The 20868-nt window shown below is 66.2% G+C and carries 6 protein-coding genes; all 6 read left to right on the top strand.

Annotated elements, in window-relative coordinates; genetic code table 11:
* Window positions 1-68 precede the first annotated feature (68 nt).
* Window positions 69-9950: a DUF6603 domain-containing protein gene (locus tag VFW93_RS01320; RefSeq protein WP_329692191.1), complete on the top strand. Its 9882-nt coding sequence runs from the start codon at window positions 69-71 to the stop codon at window positions 9948-9950.
* Window positions 9947-11794, top strand: coding sequence for a hypothetical protein (locus VFW93_RS01315; RefSeq protein ID WP_329692190.1), 1848 nt, complete (start codon window positions 9947-9949; stop codon window positions 11792-11794). The genes VFW93_RS01320 and VFW93_RS01315 overlap by 4 nt, the downstream gene beginning before the upstream one ends.
* Complete coding sequence (locus tag VFW93_RS01310; protein WP_329692189.1) at window positions 11794-12825, top strand: hypothetical protein; 1032 nt, start codon at window positions 11794-11796, stop codon at window positions 12823-12825. Before VFW93_RS01315 ends, VFW93_RS01310 begins: the two co-directional genes overlap by 1 nt.
* Window positions 12822-16706 carry a hypothetical protein gene (locus tag VFW93_RS01305; RefSeq protein ID WP_329692188.1) on the top strand — a complete coding sequence of 1295 codons (3885 nt, stop codon included), beginning with the start codon at window positions 12822-12824 and terminating at the stop codon, window positions 16704-16706. Before VFW93_RS01310 ends, VFW93_RS01305 begins: the two co-directional genes overlap by 4 nt.
* Window positions 16703-19786 (top strand): hypothetical protein, encoded by a 3084-nt coding sequence (locus VFW93_RS01300; protein WP_329692187.1) that lies wholly within the window; start codon window positions 16703-16705, stop codon window positions 19784-19786. The genes VFW93_RS01305 and VFW93_RS01300 overlap by 4 nt, the downstream gene beginning before the upstream one ends.
* Window positions 19787-19949: 163 nt before the next feature.
* A partial coding sequence (locus VFW93_RS01295; protein ID WP_329692186.1) for a hypothetical protein occupies window positions 19950-20868 on the top strand: 919 nt, incomplete at its 3' end.

Below are 20868 nucleotides of genomic sequence, written 5' to 3'. Positions count from 1 at the left end.
GAGATCCGGTGTGACCTCGGGCTGCACGCGCTTTCATCCCACCGAACACACTCACCGAGGACCGCCTCATGAGCCTCAGTCCCGAGCTGATCGACGCAGCCAAGGCCCTGGGCCTGTTCAACGCCCAGGGCGACTTTGACAGCACCTGGTTTGAACATGCTTTCGACAGACTGCAACGCATCCTGAGCAACCCCACGCAACGCGATGCGCTGCTGTCCCTGCTCGATCGCGTGGTGCCGCCCGCTGCCATCAGCGGCTTGCCCGCTGGCGAGAAGTGGCACCCCCTGCTGGGCACGCAGACCCGCGGCAATGCCTATGTCACGGTCAAGCCCGTGAGTGGCGGTGTGGTGCTGGGTCTGGCTGGCGAGGTGCACGGGGAGGCGGCTGGAGGCCACCCTGGCGCGGCGCTCAAGGTGCACGTGCCCTTGATGAAGTTCGGCGCGGCGGCGCCAGAGCTGGTGGCCGGTCTGGCCTCGGCCCCCTTGTCGCTGAACCTGCGTGTGGCCCTGGGCCTGCATCGGCCGGCCGATCCCATCACCTTGTCGGCCATCCGTGTGGGGCTGGTGTGGGCACCGCAGGCCGGCACGGATCCGCACCTCGAGATCGTCATGGAAGGCATGGGCCTGGACGACGGTGGCACGCGCGATCTCAAGCTCGACCCCGCCACGCTGGGCTCCGACGCGGTGGAGCTCGTGCTGGCCCTGGTGCGCCAGCAACTCAGTGGTTTGCCTGCTGCGGCGGTGGTCATGCATGTGCTGGGCCTGCTGGGCGTGGGCGACAGCAATGTGCCGGCCTTCCCCTTCGCGCAGATCACGCAGGGGCCGGCTGCCTTGCAAAGCTGGCTGGGCAGTGTGCTCGATGGCGGGCACCTGACTGCATGGTTGGGGCATTTCTCTGCCCTGTTTGGTGCCGTGCAGGTGCCGGAAGGCGCCGGCACGCTGGCCTCGCCAACCTCGCTCTTGCTGGCCAACCTGGGCAGTGTGGGCAAGCTGAAGCTGGCCCTGGCGAAGGGCGATGGTCGCATGCATGTGTCGCTGGGCTTGCGTCTGGCTCCCGCGGTGCCCGCGCCGCCAGCTCGGCTGGATGCGATGGTGACCTTGCTGGCCATTCCCCTGTCCGGCATGGGCACCACCAAGGTGCTGCCTGCCGCCCGTTTGATGGTCAGCTCGCCTGGCGGTACGGGCGATCTCCTGCCGGCAGGATCGGCTTTGCCCATCCAGCGCGCCCAGGCCGGTGTGGTGTGGGACGGCACCACCAACCAGCTCAAGCCTGTGCTGGAGCTGCTGAACGTGACCTTCCAGGGCACCACGCACGAGCGCATTGACCTGACCCATGCGGATTCGGTGGCCAATGCGGCCAACGCGGCTTTGCAGACGGCCTTGCGCGAATTGCTGGGGCACGGCCAGTCGCCCTTTGCCAATGCCTTGCTGGCCTTGATCGGCATGGGGCAGCCTGGCTCTGCGGCCTCGTGGCCGCATCAGTTGAACCTGCAGGATCTGGTCGCCTCGCCGACGCGTGCGCTCGGGCAGTTTCACCGGGCGGTGCTGACGCACCCCACTGCACACTGGGGCCACCTGCTCAATGAGCTGGCCGGTCTGGCAGGGCTGGCGGGGGGCTTCACAGGTTCTGGCACACCGGCTTCACCGTGGCTGATCACGCTGGCCAGTGCAGGCCCCTTGACCGTGTCGCTGGCCGCCTGGAATCACACGCCAGGCGATCCCACCGCGCGCCTGCGGGTGGGGTTGCGTTTGAACGCAGCGGCGGCGGGCTGGTTGTTGAACTGGCGTGCCGATGTGCTGGGCTTTGACTTGCCCGCCTCGGGGGCTGGGCAGGTCTGGTTGATGGGGGGCCAGGAGGCCTCGGTGGGCTTGTCGCCCTTGCCCACGGCCAACATCGATGGGCTGGGCTTGTCTGCGTCCAGCATCGGGCTCGTCGCTCGCTGGCAACCGGGTACCGGCCTGGTGGCCAACGCCCGGCTCGATGGCCTGGCCCTGACACTGGGCCCCGATACCCACGTGATCGGTAACCTGGTGCTGCCACCTGCCGTGCCCTACAACCTGGCTGTGCCCGCCACCTTGCCGCTGCCCATGGGCGCGTTGCAAGATACCTTGAGCGCCTTCATCTATGCGGGCCTGCGCCAGTGGAGCGGGCCGGCCGGTGAAGTGGTGGGTGGGCTGATGGGCTTGCATCGTCGCTTGCCGGGCATGCCCGCCGACTGGCCTTTGCTGTTTGACCCCGCTCAACCGCAACTGGCCTTCACCAACCCGGCGGCCGCCTTGCGTGGCTACCTGGATCGCATCGTGCAAGGCGCGGGTGCGCAAGGCCCGAATCTGACGCTGCTGTTGCGCTGGTTGAGTGGGCTGCTGGCCGCCGAAGTACCTGGCGGTACGAGCGAGCTGGCTTCCGCCCTGCCGCGTTTGAAGGGATCGGGGCTGTATGACGACCCCTGGCGCTTGTCCTTGCAGCACGCGGGCATCACGCCGCATGCCGAGCTGCTGCTGTGGATGGACCCGCAAGGCGCACCCGCCAGCTGGGCCGGGGCGCTGGCGTCGGCCATCATCAGCACGGGCAGCGGTGAGACGCTGTTGCGCGCTGCGCAGCCGCTCGTCGCGCTGGTGCCCGCCCTGGCCGATGCGCTGACCGGTGCCGACATCGCGCGCCTGGGCTCAGGCCTGGATGGCCTCGTCCAATCCCTGCAAGAGACGGATGGCCTGGTGCCCATCGGTTCCCAGCAACCTGACCCGGCGGACGCCCCCGGCTGGTCTGTCGGTGCCACGGTGCCGCTGGTGGCGCATCACCTGCAGCCATCGCATGCAGCGCTGATCGATCAGGCGCTGGACCAGATCGCCGTGTGGGAGCCCGTCGCGGCCAACCGGGTGGTCCTGCTCGTGCACCCGGCTTTTGCGCAGGCCAGTACCTGGTCGGCGTTCAAGGCCGAAGCACAAGTGCGTGATCCGGGCTCGGTGGTGGCGGGCACGCATTTCAATCTGCGTCAGCCCGGCGTGGATCCCTTGACCATCGCATTGGATGGTGTCACCGCCGTGGGGCGCGTCTACACGGCCGATCTGCAGGACGACGGTGTGGGCAACCACCCGCAACTGGCGGCGCAGATCGATCGGATCGTGACGCGACTGAGCCAGCTGCGCCCGGGCGCCAGGCTGTTCATCGTGGCGCACTCCACCGCCGGCATCGCCGCGCGCCACTTTGCGGCCACGCAGCCTGCGAAGCTGTCGGGTCTGATCACCATCGGCACGCCGCACCGGGGTGCGGCACTCACGGCCTTGCGTGATCCTGCTGTGGCCCAGGCCCTGCGCGTGGTCGGCAAATGGCTGCCCTCTCTGGCAGCGGGGCCGACCAGGGATGCGCTGACACGCCTGCTCGCCGCCCTGGATGGCTGGCAGGCTGCGGCGGCGCCAGGCGATCTGCCCGTGCCGGACGTGTTCCCCATCGGCAGTTTTGCGCCCACGGATTCACTGGCCACGGGCGGCGTGCCGGCCCTGGCGCTCGGCAGCCGTGTGGGCGGCAACGCCTTCAGTGTGATCCAGCAGGGGCTGCAAAGCCTGGCCAGTGGCGCAGGGGCAGGTGCCACCTTGCCCACGCACCTTGGCGTGGGTGTGCAGTTGGCGCTGGGCGAACGACTGGATGCCCAGGCGCAGGCCCGCGTGCTCGTGCGCGCCGATCTGGCGCGTTGGGCCTTGCGGTCTGGCGTGGCCGAACCGAGCAGGCCTGCGCAGAGCCTGAGCGCCAGGCTGGTCCTGGAGGATCCCAACGGCGGCTATGTGCTGGGGGCGCCGCAGTCGCATCAAGGCCTGGGTCAGGCCATCGGTGACGTGCGCCTGAGGCGGGCCGAGCTGGGTCTGCGCATCGTGCGCGGCCCCGATGGCCAGTTGCATCCGAGCGTGCAGGTGCTGGCGCAGGATGCGGCCTTCCACACACCGACGCTGCCACGGCTGGACGCCGCTCACCCCCTGGCCCTGCCGGTACTGGGCGCGGCGGTCGAGTCCTTGTTCAACAGCGTGGCGGTGGGATCGTGGATGGACGAGCTGGGCGATGCGCTGCAGTCCATCGGCTTGCTGGCCGTGAACGCGCAGGGTCGACTGGGCTTGTCGCTGGACGCCTTGAGCGCCATCGAAGCCGATGCCTTTGGCTTCCTGAAGCCGCGCCTCATGGCGGCCATGAGCTCGCTGGTGGGCTGGCTGGGCCTGCGCGCCGATCCCGCGCTGGGCTTTGTCCTGCCGCTGGGCGCCTTCAAGGCGCACGCCAGAGATCTCGGTGGTGCGCTGGGTTGGCAGGTCGGCCTTCAAGGCGAGCGGCACTGGAACACCCCTGTCAATCCGACCGGCCCGGATCTGCGCATCGGCTTTGATGTGGGCCTGAAGCTCAAGACCATGGCGCCCCAGGGGCAGTGCCAGGCCACATTGGGTGCCGTGACCCTGGCTGTGGATGTCGGCAACGCCGAGGTGGCTGTGGCGGCCTCGCCCTGGTTGGCCACGCCCTTCACCGTATGGCCTGCGCCCAGCGCCACGGCGGTGCAAGGCCTGCTGTCGGATCTCTTGCCGAGGTTCCTGCTGTCCTCAGGCGTGTCGCTGATGCTGCGTGGGGTGCTGGGCGCCCAGCATCGCATTGCGGCGCTCGACACCCTGGTGGCCGATCCGGCGGGCTTCTTCTCGCGCGCGGGCTCGTTCGGCAATGGCAGCGGGGGCCTGGATGGCACGCGCCTGGCCACCTTGCTCAATGCCATCGCCAAGGCCTTGGGCCAGGCTGGCCCGAATCTGCAATTGCCGGGTGGCCTGAGCCTGAGCGTGTCAGGCACGACGCAGCCGCAGTTCTCGCTGGCCACCGGTTCTCCGCTGGGCGGTGTGCTGGGCCTCAATGCCCAGTTGACCATCGACGAGTTGCTGCACCCCCACCCCGGTGGCAGCATCAGCCTGAGCATCCCCGCGGTCGGGTCCTTCCCCGGCCTGGCGATCGCCTTCGGGGTGGACGCCATGGCGCGCGTCACCCTGGCCGTGACGCCCACAGGTGGCGCCACCATCCAACTGCTGCCTCAGTTCAGTGGCTTCGGGGCCCTGCTGGCCGGCATAGGCCAGAGCCTGCTGCCTTCGGTGCTGGACCAGCTCAACACGGCGCTGGGCAATGGCGGGGCCATCAAGCCCACGGCGCTGCAAGTGGCTGCCGCACTGAATCTGTATGACACTGCAAGCGGCACCTTTGTGGCGCGCTCGCAGCAATGGGGGCAGTTGCTGGCGGGGGGCTCCATCGGCAGCATCACCGGCAGCGTGCGCACCGCCTTCCTGGGCGCAGCACCGGGCCTGCTCAATGCGGTTGTGGGGGCGGCGCAGTTCTCGATCGCGCCGGGCAGCAACCTCATCACCTGGACGCCACCCAGCCTGGCCACGCTGGGGCTCAGTGGCGGCACCTTGCAGATGAGCCTGGGTTGGGATGCCAGTGGCCCGGCATTTGCGATCGGTGCCACGGCGCTGCAGTTCAGTGCCTCGGCGCCAGTGGTGCTCAGCTTCTCTGGTGGCTTTGCCATGGGCGCGCCGGCCATGACGATCGCGGCCGGCGTGAAGCTGTTGACGCTCACAGGCATCGATGCCACGCCGGGCTTGCGTGTGGCCCTGGGTGCATCAGGGCTGGACGTGCGCGTGAGGCCCTTTGATGTCGATGCGGCCGCTCCGCTGGAAATCAACCTGCTCAAGGCGCCGCATCTGATCACGACCAGCGATCTGGCCAGCAACCTGGCGACAGACTGGCTGCTGCCGCTGGTGACGCAGGTGCTGGTGCGTGCCACCAAGCCACAGCAGAGTGTGCACCTGTGGGCCTCGGGCCCCACCATCGGCACCATCCTGCAGTCGGCCGGGCTGACCGATGGCAGTGGCAATCCGAAGATGGCCTTGCCTGATCTGCCCGTGTTGATCAGCGGCATCCTGCAGGGCTTGCTGTCGGGCCTGAGCATCAAGGTGGACGACAAGCTCACCATCGGCTTCTCGCCCACGGCGGGCAAGCTGGGCGTGCGCCTCAGCGGCCACCTGCCCATCGAGGTGGGCGACTACAAGCTCACCATCTACGCCGGCGAGATGCCCGGCGGCAAGGTTCGCCCCGCGCCGGACAACGGTGGCCTGGTCTTCGACATTTTCAAACTCGCGCCCTTCACTTTCCAGCCCGAACTCAAGGTGCTGGGCCTGGGTGTGGGCTTTGCCGACAAGAACGACAAGCCGCTGGTCGACAGCGTGGTGCGCCTGGGTGAAGTAGCCGCCTTCGTCTTCTTCAATGCCAGGCTGCACAGCGGCTTTCAGACCAGTGGCTGGGGCTTCGAGGCCGATATCGCCCGCTTTGGTCTGCCCTTGTCTCAGGGCATGTCGGGCGGTGGCAGCGGCGGGGGCGGCAACCCGGTGGCCTCCAGCTTGCTGAGCTCGGATGGTGGCAGCGGCGGTGGCGACAAACAGGCCGTCAGCCCCGAGACCGATGTGCTGGTCGGCTACCGCGATGGCAAGGGCTTCTACCTTGATTTCGGTGGCCAGTCGGGTGCCTTGTGGATCACGGTACAGAAGAAGTTCGGCCCCATCTACATCGAACAGATTGGCGTCAAGAAGTTCGAGGGCGACAAGAAGATCGGCCTGCTGCTCGATGGCGGCGTGAAGGTCAGCAGCCTGGCTGTTCAGGTCGATGACCTGACCTTGCTCATCCCCATCACCAAGCTGGGTGATGCCTCGCAGTGGGGGCTCGATCTGGCGGGCATGGCCGTGGCCCTGGAGGCTGGTCCCGTCAAGCTGTCGGGTGGCCTGCTCAAGAACTTCGGGCCACCGGTGTCCTATGACGGTGCCCTGATGGTGGACGTGTGCGGGCGTGGCTTCACCGCCATCGGCTCGTATGCCCGCCCCAGTGACGAGCTGGGCGAATACGTCTCTTTCTTTGTCTTCGTGTCCTTGCCCATTCCCCTGGGCGGGCCGCCGTACTTTTTCGTGCTGGGGCTGGGTGGTGGCGTGGGCCTCAACCGGGCGCTCATCCCGCCTTCGGATCTCAATTTGCTGCCCAGCTTCCCGCTGGTGGCCGCCATCGACAACAGCGCGTTTGCCAATGACCCCATGTCTGCCCTGCGCGACATGGGCACCAGCATCCCGCCACGTCGCGGCAGCTTCTGGTTGGCAGCAGGCCTGAAGTTCTCGACCTTTGCCCTGGTCAACTCGACGGCCGTGCTGTACGTGGCGCTGGACCGTGGCCTGGAGATCGGCCTGCTGGGGCTCAGCCGCATGTCCCTGCCATCGGCCGACTTCGCCATCGCGCAGATCGAGCTGGCTCTGAAGGCGCGCTTCTCGACGGAGGAAGGGCTGCTGTCCGTGCAGGCCCAGCTGACAGACCGCTCCTACCTCTTCCATCCTTCCTGCCAGCTCACGGGCGGCTTCGCCTTCTTCCTGTGGTTCCGCACGGGCCGCTTCGTGCTCACCTTGGGCGGCTATCACAAGGCCTTCAACAAGCCAGCCGACTTCCCCGTGGTGCCGAGACTGGGCTTCCGCTGGTCGGTGAGTGACGCCATCGTCATCAAGGGCGAAAACTACTTCGCGCTGACCACCACGGCCGTGATGGCCGGTGGGCGTCTGGAAGCCAGCTTCCATGGTGGCCCCGTCAAGGCCTGGTTCAAGACCTGGCTGGATGTGCTGGTGGCCTGGGACCCCTTCTATTACATGTTCGATGCCGGCATCGAAATCGGGGCCTCGGTCGACACCGGCATCTTCGGTGAAGTGGGTGTCAGCCTGGGTGCCAGCGTGCACATCGAAGGGCCACCGCTGCAAGGCTATGTCGAAGTCGAGATCCTCATCGTCACGGTGCACATCGACTTCGGCGACAAGGCCCACAAGATCAACTACATCGAAGATTTCAATGTCTTCAAGGCCAAGTACCTCACGTCCGACGACACGCGTTCGGCCGTGGATGTGCAACTGCGCGCCGGTTTGCTGCCCACGGATCCCCCTGGGGCCGAGCCTGCACCGGGCACCCTGGAGGCCCCATGGCGCATCGGCGTGGAGTTCGCGTTCGAATCCGAATCCACCATCGCGGCCAACCGCTTCCGCTGGCAGGATGGCATCGTCAAGAGCCCTGCGGGCTTGAGCGGCCCGATCTCGCTGGCGCCGATGAACCCGCAGTCGTATGCCGATGTCACCAGCATCCACGAGTTGCGCATCGTCAAGGTGGTGGGCAATGCCATCCAGACCATCACGCTCGACAGCGACCGCTTCATCATCGAACCGGTGGCGGGCCACTTCCCTGAGGCCACCTGGCACTGGGTGGACCCGCGCCATGTGAAGGCGGCGGCCAACAACATCGATCGCCTGCAAGGCCTCAAGGTGCAGGGTGTCGCGGAGTTCGTGCGTCGCAGTGCGGTCATCCAGATCAGCAAGGCGGTGGACGATCTGCCTGATCACTACGCCTTGCCCTTGCCTTTCAGGCATCCGGAAGACTTCCTCTTCCTGGAGATGATCCCGATCGGTGTGGCGGCCAACAAGCTGCTCGACCTCACGGTGGGCTGGGACCCGGTGCGCCGCAACAAGGCTGTTCAACAGCTCTTGAGCCAGCCCGAGATGGCACAGGCTCGACAGGGTGTGGGCCTCAGCGGACAAGGCTTGAGCGCGCTGGCACAACGTCAGTTGCGCACACGGTCGGCGCCGGCACGCGTGGTGCCCTTGTCTGCAGGCTTGACCTTGGCCGAGCCCGCACAGGCGGCGCCGGTGCTGTTCGAAGCCAAACGCAACATGGCCGAGCACCTGCGCGTGCCCCGCCTCCTGACCGTGATGCGCCGCCGCGTGGCCCCGACCTCGGATGCCCCTGCTGCCTTGCGCACCACGGTGTTCAAGGTCGAGCAGGCCAAGACGGCACCGCGCATGAATGCACCGCATGCCAGACCGTCGATGGTGGGTGCGCGCCTGCATCGCGCCGCGCATCCGCAGGTTGCCGCGCCCACGCGCATGGCCCAGGGTGCACGCACCTTGCACCATCCGGCCATCGCGAGTGCGGGCCAACGTCATGCCGAAGCGTTCGAGCAAGCGTCGAAGCAGATCATGGGTGAAGGCCTGGTGATCCCGGCTGGCACCACGCAGTTGTGGGAGCTGCCGGAAACCGAACAAGGTGCCCATGTGCGCGTCAGCCTCCAGCTCAGCGGCGTCGGCGCCGTGCGCGTGGTGTGGCTGGACCGTCGCGGCCGCGTCATCGCCGATCAGGAAATGGCCACCCTGCGGGGTGCCGCCCTGAGCATGCCGGAAGGGGCGGCACGGGTTGCCGTCAGCGCCCTGGGCCGGGCATCGGGCCTGCTGGCGCAGCGCCTGCCCAAGCAGGGCGATGTCACCTTGATGCTGGCGCCAGCCGGTCATACACCGGCGGTGGGCTGGCAGACAGGCATGCTGCTGGAGCAGGTCGGCGCGCACACCCTGCTGGGCCGTGGCGCTTCACTGCACACGGCGCAGGTGGTCACGGCACCGCTCAAGACGCTCAGCAGCACGGGCCTGATCGCGGCAGAACGCGCTGTGGCCGATCAGACCGCGGTCACCACGCGCCTGCCATCGACCGTGACCGTGGTGGCCTTCCTGCTGGAGCAGGTGGACGCCACCGCCGCCTTCGATGGCGACCTGGCCGTGACGGCCGAGGGCGCCGTCATGAGCCTGCCACCTGTGGCTGTGATCGGTGGCACACGCCGCACCGTGCTGTATGACGTGCGCGCCACCCAGGAGGCCCAGGCCCAGGGCTGGTTCGAGATCAGCGTGGCCAGCGAAAAGGGCTGGCGTCTCGGCGGTGTCATCGGCCTGCAAGGCAAGGCAGATGACTGGGCCGATCGCCTGGACGGCGATGCCCCGCCCACCTTCATCGACGACCGCGCCCTGTCGGCCGATGGCGACGTGCGCGCACGTTTTGCCATCGCGCCTGATACCAGCATTCCTCAGACAAGGATCCTGTCATGACCGACATGAGCAAGCCACCCAAGGGCTCGATGGTCCTCTACGACTACGCCCTGCCGCCACTCAAGCCTGGCAACTACCGCCTGCAGGTGTCCGGCGAGATTCAAGCCGGCACGCACAACCACGAGCTGAGCAACGAGCGCCACTTCGTGGTCGATGGGCCGCGCTTCGCGCTCAACCCGGGTGACATCGCTGGCGTGTGCCCGCCCAACAATGCGCAGGGCCCGTTTGGCAGCGTGTTGCCGCAGATCGTGATGCGCCGACGCACCCTGCCCTGGGAGCGCGACATCGCCGAGACCCTGCCCGCACCGAGCAACCCCAAGGCCCTGAGCAACCAGCAACCCGAGTACCCCACACCCTGGTTTGCCCTGCTGCTGCTGCAAGAGGGCGAGGACTACCTGCTCAAGCAAGGTGTGGCGCTGGAGCAGGTCCTGCCATCCAAGGTTTTCACGGCGATCGGCGCACCGGCCAACATCCTGGTGGACGCTCTGGACATCGATGCCACCTTGCTCAAGGACATCCTGCCCTCGCGCGAAGAGTTGCAGTTGCTCACCCACGTGCGCCAGGTTGACCCGGATGACCGCGAGTTGTCTGTGGAGGGCAGCGATGGCTTCTTTGCCGTGCAAGTCTGCAACCGGTTGCCCACGCCGGGCTTGAAAGCGCAGATGGTGCTGGTGTCGCTGGAGGGGCGCACCGACCTGCTGCAGGCCGATCCCCCAGCCGAGATGCGCGGTGGCCTGTATGGTGAATACGTGGTTGATGGCAACATCCTGCTCAACCCGGTGGTGTTCAACCCGCTGGTGGCCAACACGGGCAACAACCTCATGGCCGTGACCACCCCGGCCGTGAAGGCCTTGCAGCAGGCACCGGAGTTCACCGGCCTGAGCGAAACGCAATCCCGCATGGATGCGCCCCGCATGTTCCAGAAGGCCGACGAGCATGTTCGTGCCACACACAAGGCCGAGACAGGGCGACTGACGATGCCCGTCAAGCCGCGCAAGCGCCTGGTGGTGCTGCACAAATGGAGCTTCGAGTGCGAAGGCGAGGGTGACTTTCAGGGGCTGATGCAGCGTCTGGACGTGGGCCTGATCGGCAAGGTCAAAGGACCCTTCCCCAAGGTGTCGGACAGCGGCCATCTGCCCGTGCCGCTGGGCACCCGTGCGGGCACGCAGGAAGAGGCGCTCTACCGCGGGCCACTGGTCTCGTTCCCGCTCACGCGTGATCCCGCAGGCCCCTATCACAGTGCCGATCAGGCCAGGCGCGTGTCGCCAGAGACGGGGGTGGAAGACATCTCTTATGCCGCAGCCTTTGAGGTGGGGCGACTGCTGGCATCCGCAGACGGCCGCCTCGCGCAGGAGTTGATGCGCTGGCGGCGCACGTCCTACCGGCTCACGGCGCGCCTGGGCACGCTCAAGGCCATCGAGACGCTGGTGTCCGTGGACCTTGGTGCCAACCTGGCGCACAAGCTCACCAGCCCGGTCCTGCCCATGGCCTCGATCAAGCTGATCGACGGCATCGCCCAGCACGCACCCCGCATGGGTGATGTCTGGGGGCTGGGCCAGATAAAGCAGGTGGTGGGATTGCAGGCCGAGGCGGTGGCCGCCGCCTATCAACTCAAGGACGTGGCCATGGCCGAACACATGCTCACGGGCATGGCCACCCCGCTGGGCACCAGCGTCACACCCCAGGCGGTCAACCTGGGTGCGTCGACCACGCTGGAGGCCGTGCTGGCCGATACCGCCGGCCTGGCCCATCTGAATCTGCAGCGCGCAGGCGTCATGGACAACGTCAAGGTGCGCATGGATGCCGATGTGGTCGTCTCCACCCATCTCACAGGAGGCTTGTGATGCGCTCTCCATGGATCCAAGGCAAGGCCACGCTGGCCGAACGCATGACGGCGCATGAGCAGATCGGGGCACCCGTGCCCGATGCCCAGATGCCACCCTATATGGAAAGCTTCCTGTCGCATCTGCGCTTGCTGGTCGGGGTGCCCTTCGACTACCTGGTGCCCGATGCGCGCATGTTGCCGCCCGAGTCGATCCGCTTCTTCTACCTCGATCGCTCCTGGACGGATCGCCTCGTGGACGGTGCCATTGCGGTCGGCAAGATCGGCTCGCGCGAGCAGGCCCATCATCAGGCGCAGGCGCCGCAGGTATCCCGCCAGCTTGATCTGACGGAACGCCAGGTGCGTGGCTTGCAGCGCGGCAAGATCAGCTTCGAGGTGGCACGCGAAACGCCGATCACGGGCTCGGCCCAGGTCATCACAGGCTTCTTGCTGAGATCGAAGGCGGTGTCAGGCTGGCCGCACATGGACGTGCGTGCTTATGACAAGGTGCTGGATCGCAACTTCGATCCCGATTCGGCAGACGCGAAGAGCCATCAGCTTCGTACCTTGCGCCTGGAGCGCCTGGCCCCTGCCGTGATGCTGGCCCTGTTCGAAGGCATCCCCCGCATGGTGATGTGCGAAGAGCCGCATCACGGTGTGCAGTTCGGGGTCAGCGGCGAGGGCAACAAGCTCACGTTGCTGAGGCGCAACCAGGCCGGCGTGGCGTTTGATCTGCCCAAGTCCAAGGAAGTGGTGGTGCCCCTGCGTGCGGGTGGCAAGCGTGTGGTGCATGTGGCGGCCTTGCGCCAGGCGCTCACTGAGGCGGCCACACAGCCGATCCCCGCAGGTGCCGGTACAGGCAGCATGCCCGCGCAGAACGGTGCCGGTGCCATGGCCATCGAGATGCTGGACCTGCCCTGGCGTCAACGCTTCCAGGGCGATGGTGCCAAGCCGGAATTCACAGGCAACGGGCTGTACGTCAGCGACTTCAAGGTCGTGGCCCGTGCTTTGGAACCAGAAGTGATGTTGACCGTGAAAGGAGCGGGCCTGTGAGCACGAACTCCCGTATTGCCTTTGGCGCCAACGCGGCGCAAGGCATCTCCATGCAAATGGCCCGTACCTGGTCCGAGACCCTGGTGCGTGATCCTCGCTTGCTCGTGCCTGTGCACCTCGATGTGCTGATGGTGCGCCAGGAGGGCGGCACCTGGGCTCGCACAGGCCTGTTCCTCAACGACGCGCAACAGTGGCAACAGCCCGCGCCCTTCACCGACCTGGACCAGCCTCGCCCCAAAGGCGCTTACCTGATGTGGGCACCACCAGATGCGCTGGCGCGTGGCCGTCAGGCGCCCGGGGATACGCAGGGCCCGCTGCAGTTTGCGGGCTTGCCTGACCGTTGGCTGGTCTTGCGCGTGGCGCCTTCCGCGCGCGACAGCGCCCGCCGCACGGTGCGTGGCTGGGTGGTGCGTGGCGATCAGCCGCAACTGCCGCCCGTGCCGCTGGACCAATACCGCGAGACCGATCTGCCCGCAGACGGCAAGCTGTCGCCGCCCGTCACGGTGATGGGCCCGGACCAGGTCAAGCAGCTCAACTGGGTGGGCTATTTCGACAATGCCAAGGGCGTGATGGCGTTTCACGATCCCTTGAGCGATGTGAAGGAGGGCACGGTCTCCTACCTGGTCTGCGGCTGGTACCACGATCCGGACAACGATCCGCTGGCTGACCCCGATCTGCGCTCGCTCAAGGACTTCAAACAAAGGCTGGCCGATTACCGCTGGAGCCTGCCTGACGCCATGCTCAAGGAGGCGCAGGCCCACGCCGTGCGCCACAGTGACACGCTCACCCACATGGGCCTGAACGTGCGTGCCGACACCAAGGCCACGCGCCGCATGAGCAGCCCGCTGGATGCGAGCGCGGGCAAGGTGGGGCGCATGGAGGCACACACTGGTGTGAAGGTCAGTGCCGCTGCCTGGTGGCCACGCCATTCCCTGTACCACGGTGCCGTGGTGGGGCTGGGCTGGCCCACCGCCAAACTGGGTGGCAGCAAGCGCTCCTTGCTGGATGCACAGGGCCATGAAGTGGGTGGGCCACCTGCGGCCAGCACCGTCAAGGTGGCGCTGGGCCAGACCCTGAGCGAAACGCTGGGGGCCGTGGTGGCGCGCCGGCAAGGTGAGCCAGAACTGGAGCGCCTGTTCCAGGCCTTCCAGCTGGGTGCCATCAACGAGCTGGACGAACCCGATGGCCGTGCCCGTGTGGATGCCCTGTTGCATGCCACCACCTTCGCATCCGCACCGGGCGGCAGCACCACCGAACGCGTGTGGCAGCCACCCTTGGGAGAGCCCGAGCAGGAAGGGGGCATCAAACAGCCAGGCAAAGGCGTGTTTGACCGCTACTACCACCAGGAAGAGAAGGGCGTGAGCCGCCAGACGGCGAACATTGGCAGCAAGGCCGGCAAGACCAGCCGTGCCGTGATGGACGAAGGGCGCAGCTACAAGGTTGAAGTCGCGGCGCCCAAGGCCAAATTCGAGACGCTGCATTTCAAGGGCAAGGCCCTGGCGGCAGAAGAGCGCGTCGAGCAAGGTGGTATCAGCGCGGCCTTGAAGAACCTCGGCCTGGGCAGTGGCAAGACGCCCTATCGACCAGGCCGCTGGGTGGACCGTGATCGTCCCCTGCCTCGCCTGTACAACCCGCAAGATCCTGTCTTCGTGCTCGAGGGCATCAAGCGCCCCTATCACCACAACGGTGATGGCCGCTTCAGCCAGGACGCCATGCTCGGATGCCGCCTCACGGGCAGCTGGGTCAAGTCCTACCGCAGCCCGGCGCTCAACCGCAGCTTCAATGCCGAAGACATCCTTGATCGCGGTGTGATGAATGGCAGCGTGCCGCCCGAATGCGAAAACCTGCTCAACGAGCTGATCCTCTTGTGCCCGGGTAGTGCCCCCTCGTTTGTCAAGGCCGCCAACAAGACGGCCAAGCGCTCGATGAGCAGCGCCGTGCAGACTGCGGAAACACAGCGCGTGATGGTGCACCAGACCAACTGGTGGGGTGCACGTGATCCCCGTGTGGACAGCAGCGAGATGATCAGCCGCTCTCCTTACGGCGGCACCTTGCCATCTTCGGTCGCCTTCGCGCCGCCTGCCCGTCCCTGGAACCCTCTGCACCTGGATTGGCGCGTGGAGTTCACCCCATCGCCCAAGGGCATCGACGACTGGGACTTTGGCGAGTGTGACTTCAACGAGGCCGCGCCCAAGGTGCCAGCCAAAGGCAGCGTCCAGCCCATCGTGATCGAAGGCCGCAGCTACCTGGCTGCCGGTGCGGGCAAGACCATGGCGAGCGCCATCCGGCAAACCCTGTCTGATGCGCTGCGCATCGGTGACAGCGGCACGCTGGATGTGGAGGCTGTGCACGCCTATGCGAGCGACATCGGCCGCGAGGTGAGCCGCTTCATCTCCAACATCGTGCCCAAGTCGGCCGAAGAAGGCCTCAACGCCCAGGAGCGTGCGGCCCTGGGCGACATCGCCACGGCACTGGAGCACATGGACGTGCTCAGCGGTGGCTTCGATGGCCTGCACAAGGCCATGCGCGATCCGGCGCAACTGCAGGTGCTGCGTGCAGGCTTCATGCGCATCGTCCGCATGCGGGTGGTCGATGGTTTCGGGCAAGTGCTTGATCTGGCCGGCTCCAGCGCCACCAAAGAGGCACAGCCCGCCCAGATCGGCCGCAGCACGGCGCTGGAAGTCACCGGGCGCCCGGATCTGCTGGCCTTGCCGCCACGGTTCACCGCACCCTCGCGCCTGCTGTTGCGTTTCACCGATGCCAAGGGTGGCCCCGATGAGGCTCGCTCCGCGACCGACAAGGACGCCGAAGTCAGCCCCATCTGTGGCTACCTCATGCCCAACCATCTGGACGATGCCCTGCTTTTCTTCAACCCGGACGGGCAGGACGTGGGCGTGGTGCGGCGCGACGAAAGCGACCGCATCGTCTGGGAGGACGCACCGGGTTCGCCTTCGCACGTCGGTGCCTCGCCCGCGCAGGCCATCAGCAACCCCTTCCTGGCCGACATGGCCCAGGGCCTGCTGGACTGGGGCGTGGCCGATGCCGGCTTGAACGCCTTGCCCAATGACACCGCCTTGCGCGCCATGATGCGCGTGATCGACACCACCCGCTGGTCCACTGATCCTTTCGGGCATCAAGGCGAAGAGCATCTGGCCCTGCTGGTCGGGCATCCCGTGGTCGTCGTGCGGGCCGTCCTGCGGCTGGAGGTGCAGGAAACGCTGGACGAGGACAAGGCCAATGAACAGGTCGTCCCGGTGCGCCTGGGCTCCCTGTCGCAATGGCAGGACGGCTTGCTGGGCTACTTCGTGCAGGACAACTTCCACAAGCTGCGCTGCTCTGAAGGGGCGGTGGGCGAGCTGGCGCGCGCCTTTGGTCAGCAGGAGGGCTTCCTTCAATCTGTGGAGGATGTGCCGGCCTATGCCGATGACCTCAACAAGCCCGCGGCCCTGCAGCCCATCACCCATCACTACGTGGACCGCAGCGGCGAGATCTACGTCAGGCCCAATCAGGATGTCAACCTGATCCTGCTGGTGGAGCCGCATACGCTGGTGCACGCCACCTGCGGCGTGCTGCCTCGCAAGGAAGTGGGGCTCAAGCGCGAGTGGACGCAGGATGCGTTGGCCAGGCTGTCGCCTACCTTCCGGTTCGGCCCTGTGCTGATCGACCCCAAGAATGTGCGCATGCCCATCGCTGCCGAGCTCAATGGCAGCTGGAGCTGGGACCATCGCAAGGACGTGAGCACCTGGGAGAACCTGCCCGTGACCCATGCCACGCAGGAGGCCCTGCTGCCGCAGGATCCACCCGTGGCCAGCGAAGGCTGGTTGCGCCTGCGACCCCATGATGACGCTGCACAGGCAGCCGCACCAGGAGGCCAGCCATGAGCGGCACCAACAAGTGGACCCCGCTGGGGCCGGACTGCATCATCGACGGCCAGATGGACGAGGGTGGTGGCCGGGCGCCGATATCGGGCCGCGTCACCAGCATCGTGCTGGACGGTGGCAACGTGTACGTGGGCACGGCCGGCGGTGGCGTGTGGTTCAGCGATGACCTGGGCGTCAAATGGACACCGCTGGATGACAGGCAGGCCTGCCTCGCCGTGGGTGCCATGGTGCTCGACCCGGCTACCAAGTGCCTCTACATCGGCACGGGTGAAGGCAACAGTGGTGGCCGCATGCAGCATGGCCAGGGTCTGCTGATCTATGACACGCAGACCAAGGCCTTCAAGCCACGTGTCACGGCCATCCCCAGCCCGGTGCCGGGCGACCCGACAGTGGTCACGCGCTACAAGATGCTGCGCACCAGTGCCATGCTGCTGGAGCCCGCCACACCAGGCAACCCCAAGCGGCTGTGGATGGGCACGACCAACGGCCTTTTCTACTCGATCGACGATGGTCAACACTGGCTGACATCTTCGCTCAACGTCGCAGCTAACCAGATCGTGTCATCGCTGGCGCTGGTGCAGGACGCCGGCGGCCAACAGGTGCTGGCTGCATGGTGGGGCACCAGTGATTCGTACGACAACGGGGCTGGCGGCACCGTGACCGTGCGCTACAACGGTGGCGTGTTCCGCAAGAAGGGCGATCAGACCTTCGACGCCTTGCCCAGAGACACCGAACCCAGCAACAAGCTGCCCAACAAGCCGGTGGGGCGAGTGGGCATGGCCGTGGCGCCCAGCAATGCCCAATGCGTGTACGTGTTGATGGCCTCCAATGGCACGGATGACTTCTTTGGCCTGTACCGATCCGATGACGGTGGGCAGACCTGGAGCAAGCGACAACTGCCGGGGGACTCGTCCCGCAAGCTCAAGCAATCGAATTACAACCTCGCGCTCGCGGTTCACCCCACCACGCCCGATACCTTGATCCTCGGTGAAAAGGCCTTGTGGCGCAGCACCGATGGCGGTCAGAACTGGACCTGCATTTCTGCACCTCATGGCGATTGCCCTGGCACGCACTCCGACCAGCACGCCGTGGTCTACGACCCCGCGCACCCTGATCGCGTGTGGCTCGGCAATGACGGTGGCGTGTGGTTGTCTGAAGATGGCGGCACCACCTGGAAGCAGCGCAACCGCGGGCTCAACACCTTGCAGTACTACGCCATGGTGCACCACACAGGCGCGGAATCCGTGCTGCTGGCGGGGGCCCAGGACAACGGCACGCAGCGTTTTGCGGGCCATGCCGGCTGGAATCTGGTCGGCTATGGAGACGGCTTTTTCTGCGGCATCGATGCGCAAGATCCGCGCTATTGGTACTCGAGCTACTGCTACCGCAACGGCGCGGGCGATCTCAGCGGCATCAAACGTTCGGATGAAGCCGGCGCCATCACCTCCTGGTCCAACGTGACCGATGGCATCGATGGCGCCGAATACGCCAGCCAGGGTGACGAGCCCTTCTACGTGCCCTTCATCCTGGACCCCGTCAACGCCAGCACGCTGTACCTGGGCACCACGCGCCTGTGGCGCAGCCACAATCGTGGCACCAGCTGGCATGCCGTGGCCCAGGCCGATGGCACCGTGTTCACGACTGCCACATCGGTCTTGCCCAAGAAGCCCACCCAGCACCAGGGCATCTCCGCCGTCTGTGTGGACCCGAACGACCCCAAGATCATCTACGTGGGCGCACGTGATGGCCGCATCTTCCAGGTGGTGCTCAAGACCTTCGATGCCGATGGCAAGGTGACGGATGCGTCCTGGTCCGCTGCGACATCGCCAGCCAACCCGCCAGCACTGGATGTGGTGGCGGACGGCGACCCTGGGCAGTTCCTGCGCTCCTACTGCACCGACCTGGCCGTGCCCAAGCTCACTGGGCCTGCGCCACTGCCCAATCGCCCGGTGTATGTGGCCTATGGCAGTGACTACCTCTCGTGGAACCTGCCACAGCACATCTGCCAGGGTCGCGTCTGGAAGGTGGACTTCACCAATGTGGCCACACCGGTCTGGACACCGCTGGGCACCAACGGGCTGGAGGGCAAGTTCCCCGAGCCACCGCACCTGATCCATCAACAGAACTTCGCCAACGCGCTGGCCATCGACCCGCAGGACCCGCTGCACATCTTTGTGGGCTGTCACATCGGCGTGTACGAAAGCAAGGACGGCGGCACCAGCTGGCAACCCTTCCTCGATGGCCTGCCCAATGTGCCGGTGGTGGACCTGCAGTTCCATCCCACCAAGCGGCTGCTGCGTGCCGCCACCATGGGCCGCAGCGTGTGGGAGCGACCTGTTGCAGACGTCCCGGTACCAGACCAGACCGACGCCGACGTCTTCATCCGCGACAACATCGTGGACCTGGGGCGTTACGCGACCAACGCCACAGCCGATGACCCCTTGAACCCACCCAACCAGATCAAGTGGCTGGATGGTGTGGACATCAAGGTCGACAGCAAGAGCCTGCTGGGCAATCTGGAAACACCACTGAGCACGCAGGACTACAGCGGCAGCGGCCCCATCGACTACATCGCCTTCCAGCAACTGGAGCACGAAACGTTCGTGCGGGGGCGTCAGTCACGCATCTATGTGCAGATGAGCAACCGCGGGCCGCTCAAGGCCACCGAGGTGGTGGTTCGCCTGTATTGGGCCCGTATGACAGGGGACACCATCCCACCCTTGCCTGCCAATTTCTGGGCGGGCTATCCGGACGCCAACCCGGGGATCTCGGATGTCTGGCAGGCGGTGGCTCCCAAAGGCACCCTGGGCGAGCTGCCCGCTGGTTCGCCTCGTGTGCTGCATTTTGATTTCTCGCCACCGGACGAATCCGTGGACCTGGCTCTGATGGCCGTGATGAGCAGCAAGGAAGACCCTGTCAATGGCAGTGGCACCGATGTGGCCACCATTGCCCAGACCAACAAACGCGTGGTGGTGCGGCGCGTACCGGTGGGTTACAGCACGGCAGAGATCGTGATCACCATCCTGGCTGTGGCCGGTTTGGTGGCTGGTGTCACGGCTGCGGCTGTTGCGGCAAGCTGAGGCCATCAGCTCTTCAGTAGGGGGGCTTCATGCCCCCCTAGCCTGACCCCACCTGGCCCCCCAAGGTTTGGGAAGCGCTGCCAGGCGCCTGCTCCTAGAGTCAAGTCAGAGGTCGATGCCATGTTGCATCGATCTGTGTGATGCCTGACTCAGGAGCATGGCCATGAACCCCAAAGACACCGCTTCCCCATTGACGATCCAGATCCAGGCACAGCTGCTGGATGTGGCCCGAAGCACGCAGAAGGTGGAGGCCATGGCCTACGCCTTCAGTTCCGAAGCGCGCTTTCTGGGCAGTGCGCCGCTCAACGACAAGGGCGAAGCCAGGCTGCCTGTGCAGGCCACGGTACCCGCAGACACCTTGCGTGTGCTCGTGGGGCCCCGCCTGTCAGACAAGGAGCCCGACTTCGCCGAATTGATGCGCCGTGGCGCCATCGAACAGCACCTGAGCTACAACCCGCGCTTGCGCGAGCTCAAGGCGGACTTCGTCATCTACGAGCCCATCTGGTTGTGCTGGTTGCGCAGCGCCGTGTTCGTGCAGGGCCAGCTGCTCAAGAAGGTCACGATTGGTGGCGCGGTGGTGGACTTCCCCGTGTGCAACGCCACGGTCGAGATCTACGAGGTGGACCCGCTCTACATCCTCATCCCCAAGCTGCCCGTGCTGGTGCTCGATCGCCTGCGCGACATCATCGCCAACGCCCGCATCAAGGATCCCATCATCACGGTGCCGGAGCGTGTGCCTGGCCCCATCCCGGAGCCTGGGCCGGGCCCTTTGCCCTTGTCCGTCACCGGTGCTTCCTTGCGGAGGTTGAACACCACCACCCTGGCCGCACAAAGCCATGCCTTGACGGCAGACAGCGCCGCCACACTGACCAAGCTGAGCGAAGCCACCGAACTGCGTTACCTGGCGCAAGCCGGCAGCGCCTTGCAGTTCCAGCAGGCCCTGATTCAGAACCCCGTGTTGATCAGGCCTTTGCTGTGCTGGCTGTTCCCGCGCTTCGTGACCATGCAGCGCGTGGGCACGGCCATCACCGACAGCTGCGGCCACTTCCGCACCGTGTTCTTCCAGGGCTGCCACAACCACG

The organism is Aquabacterium sp. (assembly GCF_036279675.1).
Classification (GTDB): domain Bacteria; phylum Pseudomonadota; class Gammaproteobacteria; order Burkholderiales; family Burkholderiaceae_C; genus Aquabacterium.
The sequence above is the reverse complement of the archived record's forward strand: the minus strand, read 5'-3'. Positions and strand labels throughout refer to the sequence as shown.